Genomic DNA, 19,687 nt, shown 5'->3' on the forward strand with positions numbered 1-19,687 from the left:
TTTTCTCATAAATTAATTATTTCAAGAAATCCCATTTACGCTAACATGTCCGTTTTGCGTTTGCTGCTTGTATGCGCACATACCACATTTTAACAATAGAAATATTACACCCTTCATATTTTATATTTTCTTATTTGCATTTGACATATTTCTATAATACGTTACCATTAAATTTATAAAGAATTTATTTAACATATTAAACTTATTAAACATAAATTACTTATTGTAGATTACTATTTATTGTTTCTAAACTTACAATCGTGCAGGAGAGTAAAGTAAGATTCGTGGCAGAAACTCTTGCTATCTCTGGCTTCTAATTTGGATTCCAACAACTATAGAATAGGGGGAGCATTTGATGAATCATAAAGAACTAGCGGAAGAGATTTTAAAGGATGTTGGTGGGAATGAGAATGTGGTCAGTTTAGTCCACTGTGCTACTAGACTGCGCTTTAAACTCAAGGACTCAGCCAAAGCAAATAAAGCTAAACTGCAAAATAGAGATGAAGTGCTAAGTGTAGTTGAAAGTGGTGGCCAATTTCAAGTTGTAATAGGAAACATCGTTGCAGAGATTTATCAGGAAATCATTCAACTTGGAAGCTTTACGGAGGAAAATGAGAACGACGATAAAACAAATGAAGCTGATCATTCTTCACAAGATAACAAAGCGTCGATTACCTCCAAAATTTTTGAGGTTATTTCGGGAAGCTTTTCTCCTCTTATTCCTGCACTTGCAGGTTCAGGAATGATCAAGGCACTTTTAACCATTTTAACAGAAGTCGGCTGGTTATCCGGGGAGAGCGGAACTTATCTGCTCTTGTCATCTGTAAGTAATGCTGTTTTTTATTTTCTACCCATCTTTCTCGGTATAACGATTTCGAAACAACTGGGAGCCAATCCGTATGTAGGAGGAGTCATAGCAGCCGCTTTATTTGAACCATCCTACACCGGGTTGTTGGAAGAAAGTGATGTAACCAGCTTTTTAGGGATACCCGTAATATTAGCTGATTATTCAACATCCGTATTTCCTATTTTTATCGCCATAGGGATCTATGCTTTATTGGAAAAACTATTGAAAAAAGTGGTTTACAAAGACATACAGCTGTTTCTGGTTCCCATGCTTGCTTTGATGATTATGCTACCATTAACAGTGATTATATTCGGTCCTTTTGGTACGTATGTCGGCGGAGCCATCTCCTCAGCTGCCTTGTGGTTAATTGGAGAAAGCGGATTGCTCTCAGGCATTCTATTAGGTGGGTTACAACCGTTTCTTGTCATTTTCGGTCTTCATTGGGGCATTACGCCTATTACATTGAATAATCTCGCTACAAATGGCGTGGATCCTATTGAAGCACTGTTCGCATGTGCAGTATTTTCTCAAGCAGGTATTGCATTCGGTATCTATCTACGATCAAAGAATAATAGACAATTAAGAGCGTTGTCTGGTTCCACGTCCATAACGGGGCTTATGGCCGGGATAACCGAGCCCATTTTATATGGCTTGATCCTGAGATATAAACGAACAATCCCGATTTTGATTATTGCAGGCGGAGTAGGTGGCGCCTTAAGTGGAGCGGTAGGAGTCCAAATGACATCTTATGTGTTTCATAATATTTTCTCCGTTGCCGCTTACTCGCCAATGGTTACACACATTATAAGTATTTCTTTATCGTTTGCTCTAGCAGCACTACTTGTCGTGATATTTGGCTTTGAAAGCAAGCAAGGAGAAGCTGATCTTGATCAAGCTCTTACAGGAGGGGAAGCGCAAGCACCAATAAAATCAAATAAACATGAAGATGCAAGTCAAATAAGCATCCATAGTCCACTAACTGGATATGTTAAACCATTACGGGATGTAAATGATGAAGCTTTCTCTACGGAAGCAATGGGCAAAGGTCTCGCTATCATTCCAACAAACGATGAACTGTCTGCTCCTGTCAATGGGATAGTATCTGCTGTCTTCCCAACGAACCATGCTATTGGTATAACTTCAGACAAGGGGGCGGAAATACTAATTCACATCGGTATAGAAACTGTTCAATTAGAAGGGCAATTTTTCCAATCGTATGTACATCAAGGGGATCGCGTAAAACAAGGTGATAAACTTATGAATGTCGATGTAGAAGAGATTCAAAATGAAGGATATGATTTAACGACACCTATCGTTATAACAAATTCTGATAAGTATTCTGATCTCTATGAGACCAATCAAGAGAAAGTACAATTAAATGAACCATTATTTAAATTAATGACATAAGTAATTAGGAAGTTTAACGATATGAAATATACAAATGCTCAAATCCTTCCCTACAGATTTTTGGAGGAGGATCTATTGGTACCTCCCCCGAAAGTTAGAGTAGAAAATCTAATTTTCGGGGGTATTTTTATGGCCAAATATAATAAAATTCAAAAATGCTTGTTGATCTTTACAATTCTCTCCCTTATCATTAAAGTGAATGAAATAAGGATGTTTGGGAGACCACCCTATATCGTGCTTCTTTAATCCGGAGCGATTTTAGATGTGGTTAAGCTTTGTCTTCTTCTTTCGGCTCAATTAACAGTCCACCATCACCTTCCAAATATTCGACCATACCTTCAGTAGCGCGATAAGCCAGAGCTCCTATGGTCCCAGTAGGATTATAAGCTCCGATGTGAGGAAAAGAAGAGCCACCTACTACAAATAAATTTTCTTTCTCCCACATTTGTGAATAATTATTCACTGCTGAAGTTTCAGGACTGTCACCCATGATAACTCCCCCAGTTGTATGACTGTGTATACTATCCTGATTAAATTCAGTTTCATCTGTTATCTCAGGCGCTTCCACTATATCAGCACCCATTTCCTCCATAATTTCTTTCGCCTTCTCTATTTTATATTTGGCTAAATTACGCTCTTGATCGGTAAATTTAACAGTAAGCCTGAGAAGGGGATCTCCAAATATATCATTATATCTTGGATCTAAATCCATAAAATTATGTTCACGGGGCAAACAGGCTTCCATGCTCCCTACTCCTAAATGACGATTGGTATAATATAAAGAGTTTTCTTTGAACTCTTTCCCCCAAGAAGGTGTATCCTTGGGTACAGGATTATTACTGATTGGTTCAGCACCACCTTGAGAAATATTAAGTTGAAATCCATGCAAAAAGTCTGTTTCATTGTTATCTATTTGATGCCCATTATAATCATCCAAAGTAGCCCCTAAGGCCCCCGTACCCGCAAAGGAGTTGAATTTCTTATCTTCAAAAAATCCGTCAACACCAGTAAAAAGTAAATTCCCGTAATGTGCCGTTATATTTTTACCAATAATACCCTCTCCTGTTTCCGGATTATACGGCTCACCAATTTCTGATAATAACATTAAGCGCGTATTCCCATATGTATACGCCGCTACCACAACGATATCTGCCGGTTGTTCGTATTCTTCGCCAGTTTGTGTATCCACATACAAAACACCTGAAGCTTTATCATCATCATGTAAAACACGTGTAACATAGGCATGGTTTCGGATTTCAAAGTTATCTGTCTTTTTGGCAGTTTTCAAGACGGTAACAATCGGATCTGCCTTAGCACCAAAATCACACCCATACATTTCACAAAATGAACAATAAACACAAGCATTTATTGTTTCACCATCAGGATTTTCATACTGCTGTGACATATTAGCTGATGGCGTCCGATAAGGATGGTATCCAAGTGCCTCTGCTGCTTCCTTAAACATACGAATACTTGGTGTTTCTTTCATAGGAGGATTAGGATAATCATCAGATCTTTCCGGCCCAAGTGGATTTTCTTCTCCAGATATCCCCGCAGTTTTTTCAAATTTATCATAGTATGGCTCTAACTCATCATATATTATGCCCCAATCTTGAATGGACATATCTTCGGGAATTCTATCTTCACCGTACTTTTCCTCAATTTTACTACGTATTTCAAAATCAAAAGGAAGAAAACGAAAAGTCCACCCCGCCCAATGTGTTGATGTACCCCCGGTTCCATCTCCATTTGTATCTGTGGGTTGATCTCTTAGTGGCTTGGCATCCTCGTCTGTAGTATTTCTTGTTGTTATTGTTTCTTTGGTTCGATCTTGATATAAATCGTGACGTACTTCATATTTTAATTCATCTTTTGAACCAATAAAGTCTTCACTACTTATATCTTCTCCGCGTTCCAAAGCCACAACTTTGTATCCTTGTTTTGTTAACTCCGCAGCAGCAATACCACCAGCCCATCCAGTGCCAACAATAACCGCGTCTGTTTTGTCTAACTTTATAGCCATTATCTCCCTCCTCCTTGTTAAGATTTTTGTTGATAATCCGTTAAACTAACTGGATCCATCTTAACGAACTCGTCTTGTTCCATAATATCTGCATAAGATGCTACAGACCCAGGGTATTCTTTCATTCTCCAACCATCCATATTGCGATTACCACCATACAAGGGATCAGCGTAAGCTCCTTCTATGGTAGAATCACGAAGCAATGTGAAAAAGTCACTTGAATCAACATCTTTCATATCTATTTCACCAGCTTCAAAATCTTTCAAAATATCCATTTGTTGTTCCTCTTCTGCTTCATTAAAAGGTGTATCAAACCTTTCATTACTCAAGCTATTCATTTTCCTTAATGCGATTATAAATATTTGACCTCGCGTCAACCTCGAATCAACAACTTTTGATCCTACAAACGGCCCTTCTCTATACTCATTTGCATTCGTTCCCCGTGAACCCGCAAGTTGCTTATCAATAAAATAAGGAACACCTAACTCTATGGCCCCCGGACCATTATTATCTTTCGGGAAAATACGCTCAGTCGCCTGTTCTAAAACCACAAAGTCTTCATACCTTGTAAAAAACATGCGTGCTTCGGTAGGATTTTTTTCTTGTTTTTGAGAATCAGTTTGACTTGTTGTTTCCTCGGTTTCAAAAGGATTTCCAAGTAAACCACCTAGTAACGCACCACCCACGACTCCGCCTGCTGCAATTCCCGAATTTTTAATGAAGGAACGTCTGGAAACACCTTGTCCATCGTCTGTTTTGCTATCTACCTTTTCCTTTTGTTCCTGATCATCTTTGAAATTATCATCAACCACGTATTTAAACCTCCTCTAGAAAATTATTATTATAGTTCGATAGATAATTTTATAGTAGACTTTATCCCTCCCCATTAACGGGGCACAGTTTTCCAAAATACAATCAACTTTCCTCCTAATAGAAAGCACCACCTAATTATGGAACTGTTTTGTACATATAAAACACCCGAAAGTAAGGAATATTAAAGCTAATCTTGAAGTTAGTATGAAGTGCACACGATGTACGATACATAATACGTACAGTGTAAAATAAAGTATCTTTTTTACCCTTTCACGCATACCGTATATCGTGCGCACAATCAAATAAAACCATGGCAACATGCACACCAATAGATTGAAAAAAATGGATTCATAAATAGAGTATCTACAAAAATTTATCTCGAACTTTCCAAACACAAACTCCGGTGTATATGAACGAAAGTGCTTACTAGCCGACCAAAATAGTCAAATAATTACAGGAACCGCTCATTTTAAACTTCTATTCTTAAACGACTACCTGCTAAAATAGGTAGATTGAACATAAATACCAGCGACTAAAGTCCTACTCAATCCCAACACTTCCTTGTAAAATCATAAGTACTTTTGCTTTACCAACCAGCTTTATCAAATTCCTTTTCCTTATTGCTATATGTTCTTGTAACGCCTTATATCTATATTTCATTACTCATATCATGATACTTGATACTATACACAGCTTGACCACTTTTTCGATATCCGTCCATACATATCAAGGACACTTAAGGATAAGGCGAAAAGCGGAAACCTTCTAAAGACGGTAGATTTAGACCACACATTTGTAAGTCAAACACATCTACCTGTATCTAAACCTATTAATTCTAATTTTCTTCAAATAAATGTACCGTTTTTCATAATAGATTTTTCATTTTTTAATACATGTATGTCATCAAGTGGATTACCATCAACAATTAATAAATCAGCTTTCTTACCTTCAGCAAGTGTTCCGTAATTATCTAAACCTAAGCATTCAGCAGCTATACGAGTAGATGATTGAATAACTTCCATTGAGGTCATTCCTGCCTCCTGCATTATGGGCAACTCATCAAAGTAATATTTTGGTGGTGTAACTGGTGAGCCACAATCTGTTCCCGTTGCTATTTTAACTCCTTGTTTAACCGCTTTTTTAAGCATCTCCATATGAGGAGTTAAAACATATTGAGCTTTTTCATTTGCCCAATCTACCATTCGATCATCAGAAGCTAAACGTTTCATCACAATCATCGTAGGTACAAGGTACATATTTTTTTCCTTCATCAACGAAAGAGCATGCTCATCCGCATATATACCATGCTCAATTGTACTAACTCCAGCTTCAATACAATTTAATATACCTTCCAAGCCATCCGCGTGAGCAGCTACCTTTATTCCTTTTTTATGAGCCTCTTGAGTGGCTGCTTTCATTTCTTCTAATGTGAGTTGTGAAAACCCAGGTTCTTCTCCAAACGTATAAATTCCTCCAGTAGCCATTAACTTTATAAGGTCTGCCCCTTCCTTTAATACTGTCCTTGTAGCCTTTCGAGCTTCGTCTGGACTATCAACTTCTCTACCTAAGTAATAAACATGGCCGCCAGTCATACATATAGGTGAGCCAGAACTGACAATAGTTGGTCCTTGCAAATGCCCTGCATTAATTGCATTGCGTACATGAAGCGTTGTACGATCAGGGGATCCCACATCTCTGACAGTCGTTATTCCATGCTTCAAATAATCCAGAGAATGCTTGTATGCGTTTAATGTAATCGCGTCATTTTCTAAATCATTAATAGCAGATTGTGGATCTGCGCTTCCATCCCATACTAGATGTACATGAGCATCAATTAAGCCTGGCAAGACATATTTATCTGTACAATCAACGACTTCATCTGCAGCATTTGTACGTACATCACCCAATCCAACCTCTTTTATTTTATCATTGTCAACAATCAAATATGCATGCTTACTTGATTCTTCTGAAATCCCATCAATTAAGTTACAGTTCTTTAATATAGTTCTCATTGTAGTCCTCCTCAGATAATATATACACTTATACGTCTATCCTAAAATAGAATATTCAATCTATTATGCGTTTTATAAAGTACAAATTAAATTGCATTTTTATTTATAGGTGCTGCCTCATCATCCTTTTTCTTTTTAAAGGCATTCGCATTTTCAGTATCAGAGTGTTTTGTGAATAAAGATACAATTACTAGTAAGGCTAATGATAATACTCCACCAATGTAAATTGTTGGAATGGAAGAAGGAATACCGAATTCCCAGGTCAGTGTACTAACTAAACCGCCAGCAATTGCAGCTAACGCCCCTTTATTTGTTGCTCCTTTCCAGAAAAATGCAGCTAATATGGGGAAAAATACCCCTGCGCCATAAATGGTATACCCTACAAGCATAAATTCTAGAAATGTATCAAACCATAAGGCTCCTGATAACGCCACAACTCCTAAAAGAACTACACAAATCCGCGTTAATCTTAAAATTTGCTGATCACTAGTAGATGGATTTATAAAACGAACATAGATATCTTTCACAATGTTTGTTGCCGGAGACAACAAATAAGAATCCGCAGTTGAAAGAATAATCGATAACACTGCAATGAGCAAAATCATTCCCAAAAATGGATTTAATAAATCTGTTGCAATCGCATAAACAGCTAAGTCGGGATTTATATTAGGAAACAATACGGCTGATGAAACAGCAATAACAAATACCAGCAGCATTACAAGAGCGCCACCAAATAATCCCCAAATAGCTCCTTTTTTGGCAGTACGACTATCCTTTGCAGAATACATTCTTTGGTATAGATTTTGGTCTACTGTAGCTAACATTAAGAAGGGTAGCCCAACAGCGAGTGCACCAAAAAATCCCAATCCTCCGGTAGGTTCGAAATGCGTTGTAGGCAAGCTTGTCTCCCAACCAGAGAAACCGCCGGCTGAACTAAAAGCAATTGGCGCAGCAATAATTAATCCAATTATTAATAAACCATATTGTACGAGATCCGTATAAGCAACAGAGTACATACCGCCCATTACAGTATAAATTACTACAATTGATGCTCCTATAAAGATAGCAAGATCCCCGTTAAAGTCCACCACAACATCTAAAACATATGCTACCGCTTTCATTTGAGATCCAACTATCCCTGTAAAAGCTATTATAATTGTGATTGATCCAAGAATTCTTGCAGTTGGTCCATATCTTAACTCTAATAAGTCAGGCACTGTATACATCTCAAGCTGACGCAAACGAGTAGCAATTGTAATTATAATTAATATACCAATTACTCCACCAGCTACCCACCATAAGGCTCCATAACCATTGGAATATGAAATAGAAGCATGACCAACAACAGTTCCGGCTCCAAGCCAGCCTGCTACTATAGTTCCCACCAACACAATAATACCTAAACTTCTATTTGCTACTAGATAATGGTCGGAAGACTTGATATTCTTAGCACTGATATAACCAATGGCCAATAAAACTATTAAATAAATAATTAGCCCTATGGCAAAGACATTCATTATAAACTATCCCTCCCTCATAATTCTATAGACTCTCGACATTCACCGAACTAGACGGTACCACTTATTCACCGCTCCATTCACTTTACTTTTCCCCTTTTGACAGAGTGACTTTTTATTTAATCAATACTTCAAGTTGAAAATAAAACTATTAAATATTGACGTTATATGTCATGCCTGAAGACATCCCTACCTGTCCAAATTGGCAAAGAAATGAAACATAACAAATATGTTCACACCCGGCACCACCAAAAATGGAGTTGCTCACTAGCATGTGGGACAGGTAGTTCTTGTGAAAAAATATGTACCGTTAAATATGGAAATCCCGAGAGCCCATAATAAACGATCGTTCAAATACACAATAGTTAAATTACCCCTCCTTTTCACTATTTTCACTCATTATACACAACAAATTATTGTATGTAAAGTAATTTTACAATAAATAGTTGTAATAAGGAGGTTTGTTCCATTTCTACTTGTATAATTTTATTGAGATGCTTCAGAAGGAGACTTCATATGTGCAAATTTAGCGAGCGTTTAAGAGATCTTCGTATAGATTACGGTTATAATCAGGACGAAATTGCATCGAAGCTTAATGTAACTACCAGCGGTTATGGGTACTACGAGCAAGGTCGAAATGAGCCTTCGTTAGAAACGATTAAAAATATGGCTCATATATTTCAAGTATCTACGGATTATTTACTTGGCTTAATAGATACACCTAACCATCCTGTCTACTATTCGATTACCGAAGATCTGTCGTTAAATGAATCAGAGATAGATACATTGAAGAAAATGAAACAGTTACACCTTCTCCGTGAAGTCAGCCAGCAACCAAATGAAAATGTGAAAAGACTGCATCGGTATTGGGAGTTTATCAAGTCTGAACAAGAACTTAATAATCATTAATCCATGAACAAAAACGAAAAGCGCCTGGTTAAAAACGTAAAGATTGGAGCGGCGCAACTGAGATAAAGGTATCACGGTGAGGTAACGAACCGATGATGACTTTCGCCACAGGCATAAGTGCGACTATGGCTCTGCCTGCGCCTGTCGGCTTGTCAGTCGCCAAGTCTTCTTTATCGTAGGGAGCTCTCGTGTTATCTCCTAGTTTTTGGCGCTTGTAGCTGGATGTAGCCATTAATCAATAATACGTTATGCCCAAGCAAATAATTTTATAATTTCCTAGGCATCAAAAAAAGCTGACCAGGAGCAATAAAACAACCTTGTCAGCCTTTTCTCTTGTAAATTAGACTGTCTATCTATTCATTTATAACCTTATACCACAATTGATCTTATTACATAGACGTCTATCGACGATAGCCTAATACACGAGAAGTTTTTTCAGCTGCTTCAGTAATTTTTTTTGCTAAGTTTTCCTTCAAGCTATCGTCATATGCATCATAATAATTGATAGGAATGACACATGTTATACAACCAATCACCTTTTGAGAAGCATCAAAAATTGGAGCAGCGGTTCCGGATGCGCCCTCCAATCTCTCCCCTAACGTTGTTAAAAAGCCTTGATCCCGTACAAGCTGTAATTCTTTTTCAATTATTCTTTGTTCTTCTAAGCTTACATTTTCTTCGTCAAAAACCGCTTGAATTTCTTCAGTTTCCAAGAAAGCAAGCACCGTCTTGCCGCTGGCTGCAAAATGAATTGGTTGTAAAACACCTATTTCTAGCACATATTTCAAAGGATTATGACTATGGATCCCTTCAACAAAGGATATTTTTTTACTTCGTGCATTATAGAGCCCTAAATAGACGGACTCATTAAACATTGTAGAAACCTCCTGCATAAATGGTCTAGCAACATTTTTTATTTCAATGTCAGATGAAATAATTGATGCAATCCGTACAAACTCCGGACCAATTTTATATTTTCCTGTTTGAGCTGATACTTCTAAAATATTTTCTTCCCTTAATGTTTTAAGATTACGATGCAACGAACTTGCGGGTATATCTAAATAGCGCGCTAATTCATTGACTCCCCAATTTAATTTTTCGTCCGCGAATGCCCTTAAAATTGCAAACGTTTTTGATATAACATTCGAATTGTATGCACGAGCTTTCACCACCAACCCCCCCTTCTCTGTATATTCCTATTATATCACAAACTAAATGGCCCCCTCTTTTTTTAATCGTTGAATTTCCTCTAGGGAGAGCCCTAGTTCCTCTTGCAAATATTGTATGGTATGTTCACCTAACAATGGAGGATGATTTTGAACAGATGTCGCCATTTTAGAAAAACGAAGTGGGTTTCTTACTAATTTTACTTTTCCTAAGGTTGGGTGAGGCACCTCTTCAACCATTTGTCTTGCTTTTACTTGCGGATGTTCAAAAACTTCCTTGATATTATTGACCGGACCAGATGGTACACTCTTTTCTGAAAGTAAATCAAACCATTCTTCAGCGTTTTTAGTAACCATGATCGTTTTTATCTTTTCTGAAAGTTCGTCACGATTTTCTACACGGTTCGCATTGGTTCTAAACTTTTCATCTTTACTCCACTCTGGTCGCCCAAGGACCTCACAAAAGGTAGAAAATTGATTATCATTCCCACAAGCTACCATTAAAGGCTTATCTTTGCAGTGAAATACTTGATAAGGAACAATATTGTTATGATTATTTCCCATTCGTTGTGATAAATGCCCTTTCATTAGATAGCTACTTGCTACATTTGCTAAAGAACTAACTTGAACGTCTAATAACGAAATATCAATTTGTTGCCCTTCACCATAAAGATCTCTAGCTCTTATCGCTGATAAAATACTAATAGCGGTATACAGTGAGCTCATAATATCAACAACCGGTAATCCCACTCGTGTCGCTTCTCCATCAGGATCACCAGTCACATCCATCAGGCCTCCTACTGCTTGTAATACCGGATCAAAGCCAGGCTCTTGTGCAAATGGACCTGTTTGGCCGTAACCAGTTACGGAGCACATAATAATTTTTGGATTTATTTTCTGCAATGCAGCGTACCCCAACCCTAACCGATCCATTGTTCCAGTTTTAAAGTTCTCTAACACAACGTCAGCTGTCTTCACAATTTCATAAAAGATCTTTTTACCTGTCTCGCTTTTCAAATTTATAGTAATCGCTCGTTTATTTCGGTTTGCTGACAGATAATACGTACTTTCATTATTAACATATGGTGACCATTCTCTAATACTATCGGTACCTTGGGGAGCTTCCACCCTAATAACATCCGCGCCTAAATCTCCTAATACCATAGAACCGGCTGGACCTGCAAAAACCCGTGATAAATCGATTATTTTTATATCTTCCAGTGCCTGTCTCAAACGTTGATTCCTCCCTTTTCATTCAAGTCACTATTTAGCGAGAATCTCCTCCGAATTTTATGTCTATTCGCATCCTTCATTCCTAACGCATCCTCTGCAATAAGTACTCGTTGAACATTTGGAGCACCTTCCCCTAGATGCAACATGTTTGCATAATTAATATATTTCATAATCGGATATTCATCTGTCAACGCATACCCACCAAATATCTCATAAGCTGCTCTAGATGCTTTGGTTGCAGTAGTAGAGGCAAAATATTTTGAATGCGCACTTTCTCTTGACGCAGTTTCCCCTTTGTCCTTTAAATAAGCACTCTTATAAACAAGCATACGTGCCGCTTCAATTTCAACAGTCATATCTGCAATAAGGTGTTGAATCATCTGGTAATTACCTATGGAGTTACCTTTGAGAACTCGATTATTAGCATATTCAATGGAATGTTCTAGACACCCTTGAGCGATCCCTATAAGCCTGGATGGTACTGTTAGCCTCCCGTAGTCAAGGGCATTCATAGCTATTTTGAACCCTTCCCCTTCTCTCCCTAATAAATTCTCTTTAGGAATTCGATAATTATCTAAAAACACCTCACAACTTCTCATCATATAACCTAGCCCACTCATTTCAATCGGATTCGCTTCGAAACCTGGAAGGTCCGTCTCTACAATAAAGGCTGAAATCCCACGATGGCCGGCAGATGGATCTGTCTTAGCAAATAAAACGCCATAATCAGCCTCATTTGCAAATGTAATAAATACTTTGGAGCCATTAAGTACATACTCATCTCCCTTTAATTCAGCCACTGTTTTCATAGCTCCAGCTGCATCTGAACCTCCACCAGACTCAGTTAAAGCGAACATTCCAATTTTATTAGCAGCTATTAAATCAGGAACGTACTTTTCTATCTGGCTGTCCGTTCCCCAATTTAGAATGGTGAATGGGCAAGTCATGGATTGCATATTAAAAGCATAACCGAGAGCTGGATGGACCTTGGAAATCTCCTCACATATAATAGCCAGATTAACAAATCCAAGTTCCGTACCACCTACGAACTCCGGAAACGTAGTTCCAAAATAGCCCTGATTCCCCATTTTCCTCAAAATGTCCCTAGGAAACTTGCGCTCTTTCTCATATTCTTGAATGACAGGTATAATTTCTTTATTCGCAAAAGCTCTAACTGATTTTTGAATGGCAATATTCTCTTCTGATAAACTAAAATTCATGAAGTAATCGCTCCTTTAATTTGATATACTTGCTTATACTGTTTTCATACTAATTATTCATCGTATTCGGTAACCATGTAGCTAGCCCCGGAACCATCATTAAAATGATCAATATAATTAAATCTGTAATAACAAACCAAAAAACGCCTTTGAAACTCTCCGTTGTTTTGACACCGGCTGCACCTGAAGCGACGAAAACATTCATTCCAACGGGGGGTGTTACCAATCCCACCTCAGCAGCTTTCGTAATAATAATTCCGAACCATATAGGATTGAAACCAAGTGCCATAACAATTGGAAATGTTATCGGTACCATTAAAATAAGAATAGCCATTTGATCAAGAAAGAAGCCGAGTATTAGGAATACGAAGACAATGATGCTGATAATGAAATACTTCGATACATTCAGGTTTTCTACATAAGATACCAAATTTTGTGTTACTCCTGTGATCGTAAGAAAATAGCCAAATATCATTGCTCCGATAATGATGGTTAATATCATCGTTGTTGATTTTAACGTCTGGAGTAACACCTCATTACATGAATCAAATGAGAACCTACGCATTCCTATCGCAATCAAAAGCACAATAAATGCTCCAACTGCACCTGCCTCGGTAGGCGTTACAATACCAGTATAGATAGCTCCAATAACAATAAAGATAAGAAGTAAGACTGGCCAGGTATATTTAATGGAGTCAAAACGAGCTCTCAAGGACGGCTTTTCGGAAATTTTCGGTGCGACGTCCGGCTTTAATTTAATCCATATTAAAATGGTAGCTAAATAACCTACTACTGTAAGAATTCCGGGTATAATACCAGCTATTAATAAAGAAGCGACTCCAACCTCTGAGAGAATCCCATACATGATTAAAATAATACTTGGAGGAATCATAACAGCTAATGTTCCTGAAATACTTACAACACCCATTGCAAAAGGGGTACTATATTTATATCGCTTCATCTCTGGAAAGGCAGCAGACGCCATAGTTGCAGCAGAGGCAGTAGAAGAACCACTTGTTGCTCCCATCCCTGCACCTGCAAAAATCGTTGCAATTCCTAAACCACCCGGTAAATCCCCAAGCCATTTATGTGCTGAAAAGAATAAATCTTTTGTTAATCCACTTACTGTCATAATAGCAGCCATTAATATAAACATTGGTATGGCACTAAGGACAAAACTTTCTATACTATCATATGGCGCTGTCTGTATTATCCCAAAGAAGGCCTCCCAACCTTCATTAAGCACTAAACCAATTGAACCAGAAATACCTAGTGCTAATGCGATAGGCATACCAAATAAAAGGAAGAATATTAGCAATATAATTGGAATAGCAATGGTCATAGTACCCCTTCTTTCTTAGCAGTCTCTGATTCTTCCTTCTTCGAATAAATATTTAACATAGAATTTATAAACTGAAGTATTAATCGAACCGTAAATAAGTAGGCACCAATAGGAACCCATATATATGAAAGCCATACCGGCCAAGGTATCAACCCTGTACTTACAATATTTCTAACCCATGCATCATAAGTCATTACCATCCCTTGATAGCCAATTCCAAATACAAAAGCTGCTCCCAGCAAAAGAAATATTAAATTAAAACTCCTAGCAATTTTCACAGGTAACTTATCAATAACTAAATCAAGTTTTATATGGCCATCTATTTTCGAAACGTAGCTCATACTCAAGAATATTGCAGCTATCATTAAATATCGTTCCGTAAATTCATACACTCCTATAATAGATTGGCTAAATACATACCGGCTGACGGCGTCTACCGTTATTATGATCATCATAACTACAATCGCAAGTTGAGCCAAAATAACAGTATAACGTTCTAACTTATCGAAACCATAGATGACTTTCTTCATTCATTCACCCCTCTACAAAATACAGCTTACAATGAATTAAAAGAGTTAAAACTAGTTCACAACGTCTTGTTTTATATCATTGAATAAATGTAATGTCTTCTTACCGGGATATCCTCTTTCTTCCAGTTTTTGGGCCCATTCGTCCCATGTTGACTGAATATCTCTATTTAAAGTGCTTAACGTCTCATCATCTAGTTCATACATATCCATGCCTTCTTCTTCAAACTCTTTAATCAATTCTTCTACATGTTCATCCAAGAATTTAGAGAAATGCACCATTGTATCTTCTCCAGCCTGGTTCATCGCTTGTTGTATTTCTTCAGGAAGATTTTGATACACCTCTTCATTAATCGAATAATTTGCCACAAAGCTTCCCATATTAGCATTTGTTGTAGAATAATTAGCTGCCTTTTGAAGCTGGTATGGTTTATAACTTGTTTCCGCGATTACTGCGCCTTCTATAGTTCCACGTTCAATCGCGGTGTACATTTCCGGAGCAGCCATCGCTACAGGAGATGCACCTAACGCATTCATTCCTACTTCTATAGGCCCACTGGGAGTCCTTAATTTTAACCCTTTCAGATCTTCTATCGTTGTGACCTTTGTTTCTGTGGTTAATATTTGATAATTCGGAAGCGTCACTGCAAACATGGGACGAACCCCGTTCTTCAAATACTCTTCCTCTAATAAGAATTCTTCGACCAGTTTCCAATATATTTTAGAACCTTCTTCAGAAGAAGGAACAGCTCCCGGAAGCGTAGCTACTTCAGACAAAGGAAGCTTTTCAGAAGCATAAGAAGTATAGGCTATATCCACAGTATTAGCGTTTACTAATTCTAATAAGCTAGTAGATTTTCCAAGTTGTTCGGACGGGAAATATTGGAACTCAACTTTACCATCGGTAAGCTCTTCTACACGATCCATCCAATAAACAATTCCTTCTTGGGAGATAAAATTTGTTGAAGGAACGGAGTCTGCTACTTTCAGTGATATCACTTCGTTTTGTTCTTCGCCAGTTGTATTCGTTTCTGCATCATTACTACAACTACCCATCAATAGTAGACTGAACACCACAAAACCTATAAATATTTTTCGCATGTTTCCTCCCAATAACTAGACATTTCAAATACCAAACAACAGTGATAAAACAATGTGATATCCTTCTTTCAATCTCCGCTTCTGATAACGCTTACATTTATCATTTATGTGAATGGCATTCCATTATAGAGAATATTAACACAGCAGGATTACTTGGTCAATGCAAAATTTTTAAAAATTCACAGTTAATATTTTTTTATATAACGAGGACTAAGCGAAACTCCATTTGACAATTCAACTAAATTTTTTAGAATATAATAAAGTAGATTTTGATTCAAAATTTAAATTAATTACTTTTCAAGGGGCATTAAAATGGATCATACACCTAATATAGATAATCAATTTTCTGGAATTTCGCTTAAAGAACTTTTAAAAATACCGGAAATGGAAAAGTGTAAACTAATAGCAGGAAAAAAAGGGATTTCAAAGTCTATAACGTGGGTTCACTCCTCCGATTTACCTGATATTGGATATTGGCTAAAAGGCGGTGAATTAATTCTTCACTCAGGAACGTTGAATTATGACGTAGATTTATTTCATATATTACGCCAACTGCACCTTGCTAACGCGGGTGGTCTAGGAATTGTTTTACCTAATTCAAATTTGAGCAATGAGGTAAAAAAACTTGCTGACTTTCTAAATATCCCAATTATATATATACCTGATGAAATAAAATTCGTAGATTTAACAACCACAATAATCAATACGTTAATAAATAGTAGTTATCAAATTTCCAATGTTATCGAACAATTTTGGTTTCAAGTTCAACGGGACAACATCTTTTCTTTTAATATTAAGCAATTAATCAATTTTATATCTAATTTCCTAAAAATTCCATTAGCTATTTACGATCAAGAATTAATTTTTACACACACATTAGATAAAGAAAATCAGGATAAGCAATTGACATATTTCCCACAAAAAATAGACAATCTCACCCATAAAAACTTTTTAACCTACCCAATCATGGAAAAAGAAACGGTTAAAAATACATTGGTCTTTCCTATTGAAGGCAGAACCGATCACGAATTAAAAACGTTAGAAAGGTTAGCTCCTCATATTATCTATTTGTTAACTTTTTCATTAAAAAATTCACAGCAGGAAATGGGGGTGCGGAGAGAGTTAACATTTAATTTATTTAAAAATATTATCTATTTAAGTGATAATGATTTCGAAAAAAATAGAGATCAATTTCATATGCAGGCAAGTGATCTGCACATTAATATGACTAAAAAAATGAGAATTTGTACAATGTATATTCATCCTAAGATTTCCTTACCTGAGGTAACTAGAATATTAACAGAGTTTTTCACGTATGAAATTGGCGTATCTTTATTATATGCTCATAAAAATGAACATGTAAGCTTTCTGATACCCGCTTCGTTTAATAGAGGCGAATTAGACCGCATGTTTAAACGCTTAAAGACATTCTTTAAAAATAGTTACTCGGAGGATATTCCGTTATATTTTGGAATTGGCAATATTGAACTTGGAATTAAAGGAATAAGAAAAAGCTTTAATCAATCGCAAATAGCTTTAGACTGTGCAGAAGAAATTGGAGAAGTAGTGTGGTATGAAGATGTCGACTTATGGAAAATTTTAAAATTATGTAATAAGGAAAAACTTCTTTCTAACCTCGAATTACGCTTAGAAGAAGTAAATGATAACAATCTAAGGAAAATCCAACAAACGATAGATGCTTTAATAGAATCAAACTTTAACTATTCAGAGACATCGCGTCTTTTACAGATTCATAGAAATGCATTACGATATCGGATAGAGCAATTTTCAAAGATGACGGGTTATGATTTATTCAGAGTGGAAGAAGTAGTTAGCTTTTGGATATCTCTCAAGATCCATATAAAGGAATAAATGATTTCACGAAAAATCGTGTAATTATACAACAGTGGTATGGCTAAATGGAAAATAAATCCCATCGACTAATGGAGATGGGATTTATTTTATATTCACCACCACTTAGGGAAATCCTTGATTTTCCAATTATAGGGACAAGACGATTTCAAGTTTTTAAGAAAGCTTGACTGCTTTACACTATCTAGCCTAAAAGCTATACATTTTAAATTTTAGTGACAATTTGCACAAATAATTTGTTGTTCATATGTGCAATTCGCAGATTGTTTCTACGCTACAAACACTCTATCATAAATCTATCATTTTAAATTTATTGGAGGAGATTATAAATGGAATACCTGAAGAAAGGAATAGGACAAAATAATAAACAAGAAGATGATACTGGAAAAACCGTGGCAGAAATAATTTCAAATGTCAAAAATGGAGGAGATAAAGAATTAGAGAAATACGAAAAGCAATTAAGTAACTCTACACGTGATAATTTTAGAGTGAGTGAAGAAGAGATAGAAGCAAGTATTAAAAGCTTACCTAAAGAAGTTAAAGAACTTATTGACCGTAACGTAGAACGCATTTCCTCTTTTGCTGAGGCACAACTGAACTGTATTCTACCTTTAGAAAAAGAATTTGGTTCAGGAATCAAAATGGGACATCGAGTTATCCCTATTGCAAAAGTAGGGGCATATATCCCTGGAGGACGCTTCCCCTTACTATCTTCCGGACCAATGGTAGTAGCTCCCGCAAAGGTTGCAGGTGCTGAAAAAATAGTTGCATGTAGTCCTGCCAATTATAAAAACGGGATTCACCCTGCCGTAGTATATGGGTTAATTCGATCAGGTGCGACAGAAATTCACGCAATTGGCGGGGCACAAGCAGTTGCCTCCATGGCATATGGTACGGAAACCGTATCAAATGTCGATATGATAGCTGGTCCAGGAAACCGTTTTGTAGCAGAAGCTAAACGTCAAGTATTTGGAAAAGTGGGAATTGACCTTATTGCCGGCCCAAGTGAAGTATTAGTATTCGCAGATGATACCGCAAATCCTAGATATTGTGCTGCTGATTTGCTTGCCCAGGCAGAACATGATCCAAATGCTAGAGCTATATTGGTATCTATCTCCACAACTTGTGCTAACAAAACAATGGAAGAAGTAGAAAAATTTCTAAATGATTTTTCTCCTGAGTCCCCTGCACATCAATCATGGGAAAATATGGGGGAAGTAATCTATGTAAAGTCGATAGAAGAAGGAATTGAGGTTTGTAATGACTATGCAATCGAACATCTTCACTTACATGTGAAAAATAGCGATGATCTAATCGATGAGTTTTGTAATTATGGCTCTTTGTTTTTGGGAAGTGATAGTTCCGTTGTGTTTTCTGATAAAGTATCCGGGACCAATCATACACTACCTACACAACAAGCTGCTCGTTACACCGGAGGACTTTGGGTTGGTAATTTTGTAAAGGTATTAACTCATCAAAAGATCACTGGCGAAGGAATTAATTATTTGGCCTCGCATGCAACCAAACAATCTGAGATCGAAGGTTTAGAAGGCCATAGACTTTCCGCTGCTTTGCGCCTTTCCAACTGAATATTATCTCAATGCTATAATGCTAAAATTCCACTTTATTGATTCCACTTCATATGAAAAAGTGAGAACTCACGCATGGTAATATTCATTAATAAATAAAACAATAGAA

At 36.9% G+C, this 19,687-nt stretch carries 14 protein-coding genes; 4 read left to right on the top strand and 10 right to left on the bottom strand.

Annotated elements, in window-relative coordinates; all coding sequences use genetic code 11:
• The first annotated feature begins 355 nt into the window (after positions 1–355).
• A complete protein-coding gene (locus KFZ56_RS15865) occupies positions 356–2,254 on the top strand; it encodes a beta-glucoside-specific PTS transporter subunit IIABC (protein ID WP_222642979.1) in 1,899 nt (632 codons plus the stop codon).
• Positions 2,255–2,522: 268 nt separating this feature from the next.
• On the opposite strand, the gene KFZ56_RS15870 is transcribed toward KFZ56_RS15865, so the two are convergent.
• The 4 genes from KFZ56_RS15870 to KFZ56_RS15885 all read right to left on the bottom strand — a co-directional run bounded on the left by KFZ56_RS15870 (position 2,523) and on the right by KFZ56_RS15885 (position 8,619).
• Positions 2,523–4,277 carry a GMC family oxidoreductase gene (locus tag KFZ56_RS15870; protein ID WP_222642981.1) on the bottom strand — a complete coding sequence of 585 codons (1,755 nt, stop codon included), beginning with the start codon at positions 4,275–4,277 and terminating at the stop codon, positions 2,523–2,525.
• Positions 4,278–4,294: 17 nt separating this feature from the next.
• Positions 4,295–5,089, bottom strand: coding sequence for a gluconate 2-dehydrogenase subunit 3 family protein (locus KFZ56_RS15875; RefSeq protein ID WP_222642983.1), 795 nt, complete (start codon positions 5,087–5,089; stop codon positions 4,295–4,297).
• Positions 5,090–5,935: 846 nt separating this feature from the next.
• Positions 5,936–7,102: a metal-dependent hydrolase family protein gene (locus KFZ56_RS15880; protein WP_222642985.1), complete on the bottom strand. Its 1,167-nt coding sequence runs from the start codon at positions 7,100–7,102 to the stop codon at positions 5,936–5,938.
• A gap of 86 nt (positions 7,103–7,188) precedes the next feature.
• Positions 7,189–8,619 (bottom strand): sodium:solute symporter family protein, encoded by a 1,431-nt coding sequence (locus KFZ56_RS15885; RefSeq protein ID WP_222642986.1) that lies wholly within the window; start codon positions 8,617–8,619, stop codon positions 7,189–7,191.
• A gap of 516 nt (positions 8,620–9,135) precedes the next feature.
• Between KFZ56_RS15885 and KFZ56_RS15890 the strand changes: the two genes are divergently transcribed.
• Positions 9,136–9,528 (top strand): helix-turn-helix domain-containing protein, encoded by a 393-nt coding sequence (locus KFZ56_RS15890; RefSeq protein WP_222642988.1) that lies wholly within the window; start codon positions 9,136–9,138, stop codon positions 9,526–9,528.
• Positions 9,529–9,929: 401 nt separating this feature from the next.
• Here the strand turns inward: KFZ56_RS15890 and KFZ56_RS15895 are convergent, their stop codons facing one another.
• The 6 genes from KFZ56_RS15895 to KFZ56_RS15920 are packed head-to-tail and all read right to left on the bottom strand — an operon-like array spanning position 9,930 to position 16,117.
• On the bottom strand, positions 9,930–10,697 hold the full coding sequence (locus KFZ56_RS15895) for an IclR family transcriptional regulator (RefSeq protein WP_222642990.1): 768 nt from the start codon (positions 10,695–10,697) through the stop codon (positions 9,930–9,932).
• Positions 10,698–10,739: 42 nt separating this feature from the next.
• Complete coding sequence (locus tag KFZ56_RS15900) at positions 10,740–11,927, bottom strand: CaiB/BaiF CoA transferase family protein (RefSeq protein WP_222642992.1); 1,188 nt, start codon at positions 11,925–11,927, stop codon at positions 10,740–10,742.
• Complete coding sequence (locus KFZ56_RS15905) at positions 11,924–13,147, bottom strand: acyl-CoA dehydrogenase family protein (protein WP_222642994.1); 1,224 nt, start codon at positions 13,145–13,147, stop codon at positions 11,924–11,926. Before KFZ56_RS15905 ends, KFZ56_RS15900 begins: the two co-directional genes overlap by 4 nt.
• A gap of 49 nt (positions 13,148–13,196) precedes the next feature.
• On the bottom strand, positions 13,197–14,489 hold the full coding sequence (locus KFZ56_RS15910; RefSeq protein ID WP_222642996.1) for a TRAP transporter large permease: 1,293 nt from the start codon (positions 14,487–14,489) through the stop codon (positions 13,197–13,199).
• Complete coding sequence (locus KFZ56_RS15915) at positions 14,486–15,019, bottom strand: TRAP transporter small permease (RefSeq protein WP_222642997.1); 534 nt, start codon at positions 15,017–15,019, stop codon at positions 14,486–14,488. The genes KFZ56_RS15910 and KFZ56_RS15915 overlap by 4 nt, the downstream gene beginning before the upstream one ends.
• 51 nt (positions 15,020–15,070) lie before the next feature.
• Complete coding sequence (locus KFZ56_RS15920) at positions 15,071–16,117, bottom strand: TRAP transporter substrate-binding protein (RefSeq protein ID WP_222642998.1); 1,047 nt, start codon at positions 16,115–16,117, stop codon at positions 15,071–15,073.
• A 312-nt stretch (positions 16,118–16,429) separates the two neighbouring features.
• Here KFZ56_RS15920 and KFZ56_RS15925 point away from each other — a divergent pair, with 312 nt between their 5' ends.
• Entirely contained in the window at positions 16,430–17,989 is a 1,560-nt protein-coding gene (locus KFZ56_RS15925; protein ID WP_222642999.1) for a PucR family transcriptional regulator, read from the top strand.
• 329 nt (positions 17,990–18,318) lie between these two features.
• A complete protein-coding gene (hisD, locus tag KFZ56_RS15930) occupies positions 18,319–19,578 on the top strand; it encodes a histidinol dehydrogenase (RefSeq protein WP_222643001.1) in 1,260 nt (419 codons plus the stop codon).
• Positions 19,579–19,687 lie beyond the last annotated feature (109 nt).

Origin of the sequence: Virgibacillus sp. NKC19-3 (assembly GCF_019837165.1) — a bacterium.
GTDB classification, from domain to species: domain Bacteria; phylum Bacillota; class Bacilli; order Bacillales; family Amphibacillaceae; genus Virgibacillus_L; species Virgibacillus_L saliphilus.

Coding starts and splice junctions, on each gene's coding strand:
- KFZ56_RS15925 (WP_222642999.1), top strand. CDS start 16,430: ATGGATCATACACCTAATATAGATAATCAATTTTCTGGAATTTCGCTT.
- KFZ56_RS15910 (WP_222642996.1), bottom strand. CDS start 14,489: ATGACCATTGCTATTCCAATTATATTGCTAATATTCTTCCTTTTATTT.
- KFZ56_RS15885 (WP_222642986.1), bottom strand. CDS start 8,619: ATGAATGTCTTTGCCATAGGGCTAATTATTTATTTAATAGTTTTATTG.
- KFZ56_RS15905 (WP_222642994.1), bottom strand. CDS start 13,147: ATGAATTTTAGTTTATCAGAAGAGAATATTGCCATTCAAAAATCAGTT.
- KFZ56_RS15915 (WP_222642997.1), bottom strand. CDS start 15,019: ATGAAGAAAGTCATCTATGGTTTCGATAAGTTAGAACGTTATACTGTT.
- KFZ56_RS15880 (WP_222642985.1), bottom strand. CDS start 7,102: ATGAGAACTATATTAAAGAACTGTAACTTAATTGATGGGATTTCAGAA.
- KFZ56_RS15865 (WP_222642979.1), top strand. CDS start 356: ATGAATCATAAAGAACTAGCGGAAGAGATTTTAAAGGATGTTGGTGGG.
- KFZ56_RS15870 (WP_222642981.1), bottom strand. CDS start 4,277: ATGGCTATAAAGTTAGACAAAACAGACGCGGTTATTGTTGGCACTGGA.
- KFZ56_RS15920 (WP_222642998.1), bottom strand. CDS start 16,117: ATGCGAAAAATATTTATAGGTTTTGTGGTGTTCAGTCTACTATTGATG.
- hisD (WP_222643001.1), top strand. CDS start 18,319: ATGGAATACCTGAAGAAAGGAATAGGACAAAATAATAAACAAGAAGAT.
- KFZ56_RS15890 (WP_222642988.1), top strand. CDS start 9,136: ATGTGCAAATTTAGCGAGCGTTTAAGAGATCTTCGTATAGATTACGGT.